The 1,690-nt window shown below is 60.1% G+C and carries 1 protein-coding gene and 1 pseudogene; both read left to right on the top strand.

Annotated elements, in window-relative coordinates; translation table 11 throughout:
• Positions 1 to 189 (top strand): annotated as a pseudogene (locus NW857_RS12835) (glycerol-3-phosphate ABC transporter ATP-binding protein); the annotation flags it as partial.
• A gap of 61 nt (positions 190 to 250) precedes the next feature.
• On the top strand, positions 251 to 1,519 hold the full coding sequence (locus tag NW857_RS12830) for a class I SAM-dependent methyltransferase (RefSeq protein ID WP_414336044.1): 1,269 nt from the start codon (positions 251 to 253) through the stop codon (positions 1,517 to 1,519).
• Positions 1,520 to 1,690: the final 171 nt, after the last annotated feature.

The raw sequence follows: 1,690 nt of genomic DNA, 5'->3' as shown, positions 1-1,690 counted from the left end.
GAGCTGATGGGCCACGAGGTCATCCTCCACCTCAGCACCACCGACGCCGAAGGGATCCTCCCCGAGCAGGAGTTTGTGGCCCGCGTGGATCCCCGTACCCAGCTTCGCGTCAACCAATGGGCAGAAGTGGTCTTTGACATGGATCACTTCCACCTCTTTGACCCGCAAACCGAGGAGCGGCTGGAATAAACAAGAGGCGCTGTCAAGCTAAAGATTGGCTACCATAGGCTCCAGAGAAAAAAGGATCCCTATGCCGGAGCAATCTGCCTCGAAGTTGGTGCAGGCGCAGTTCGACGAATTTCCCTATCCCAACGTCCCCATCGAGCAGACGGTTACGGATACCTTTGCCCTGTTTGCCAACAGCTACACCACCGCCTGCTACGTGCGAGATCGCAAGGTGGTCAAGCCCGAAGGCAAAGTGATGCTCAACGCCGGCTGCGGCTCCGGCTGGGAAACCCTGGTTCTGGCCACGGCCAACCCAGGTGCCTCTTTGGTCGGGGTGGATATCTCGCCGAAATCGCTGGAGATGGCCCGGCAGCGCTTCGAGTTCCACCAGATCCCAGATGTGCGCTTTGAAGTAGCAGACATCACCGATATGGGAGCGCTAGGGGAGCAGTTTGATTTCATCGCCTGCAACGACGTGCTCTACCTGCTGGAAGATCCGGTGGCCGGACTCAAAGGCATGCGCCAGGTGCTCAAACCCGAGGGCATTATCCGCACCAACGTCCACAGCCTCTATCAGCGGCAGTTTATTTTCAACATGCAGGATGCCATGGAGCTGCTGGGGGTGATGGACGAGCCGGCTGCCAAAGCTGTTCCCATTCTCCGAGAGCTGATGGATGCCCTCCATGAAGGCAGCTTCGTCAAAAGCCACTGGCAGGGAGACGCCATCAAAACCACCAACGGGATCCTGGCCAACTTTCTGCTGCGCAGCGACAAGGGCTTTACGGTGCCCCAGGTGTTCGAGATGCTGCGCCAGGCCGGGCTGGAGTTCATTAGCATGGTGAACTGGCAGCAGTGGAAGCTGGAGCGAGTCCTCACCAAGCCGGTTCCCTACGCCCTGCGCCACCTTAAAAAGCTCAGCCAAGAGGAGCTGCTGCACTTTATCGAGCTGATTTTTCCCAACCTGACCCGGCTGATTGATTTTTGGTGTGGCCACCCTCGCCCCGCTCCACCAGCCCCTTTTACCCTGGAAGAATGGCGAAACGGCTCCGTGCAGGCCCATCCTCTGCTGCTGCGTCTCAACGCCAAGGTTGCCTTCGAGAATGCCATCCGCGACAACGGCCCGGTCAACATCAACGGCTGGCCGGGATCCGAAGGCAACATTGTCATCGATCCCTTCTCGGTACGCTGGCTGATTGATGTTTTTGGGGAAGAGCCTGTGCCCGTACAGGCGCTGGCGGCCAAGGCCCTAGATCTCATGGACTGGACCCCCGAAGAGGCCTTTAACCAAGTGGTGGCCAACCTCAAGTTCCTGGAAGAGCGGCTGGTGGTGCTGCTGCACTCGCCCCTGCGCTAAGTTCAGGGATCCCGCGTCAGCTCCCCTCCCACCCACGATGGAACACTACCCCCCTCTCCCTCAGGGAGAGGGGCCGGGGGTGAGAGCGGGAGAGGGGCCGGGGGTGGTCGCGTGAGCGGCGCGGAGCGCTTGGGCCATCCCTCAGGGAGAGGGGCTGGGGATCTGCAGCAC

Source organism: Synechococcus sp. H55.9 (assembly GCF_047462355.1).
Classification (GTDB): Bacteria; Cyanobacteriota; Cyanobacteriia; order Thermostichales; family Thermostichaceae; genus Thermostichus.
Note: the sequence above shows the minus strand (reverse complement) of the source record. Positions and strands in the feature narration are given on the sequence as shown.

Bases quoted from the DNA above. Each gene is read 5' to 3' on its own strand.
- NW857_RS12830 (WP_414336044.1), top strand. From the start codon at position 251: ATGCCGGAGCAATCTGCCTCGAAGTTGGTGCAGGCGCAGTTCGACGAA.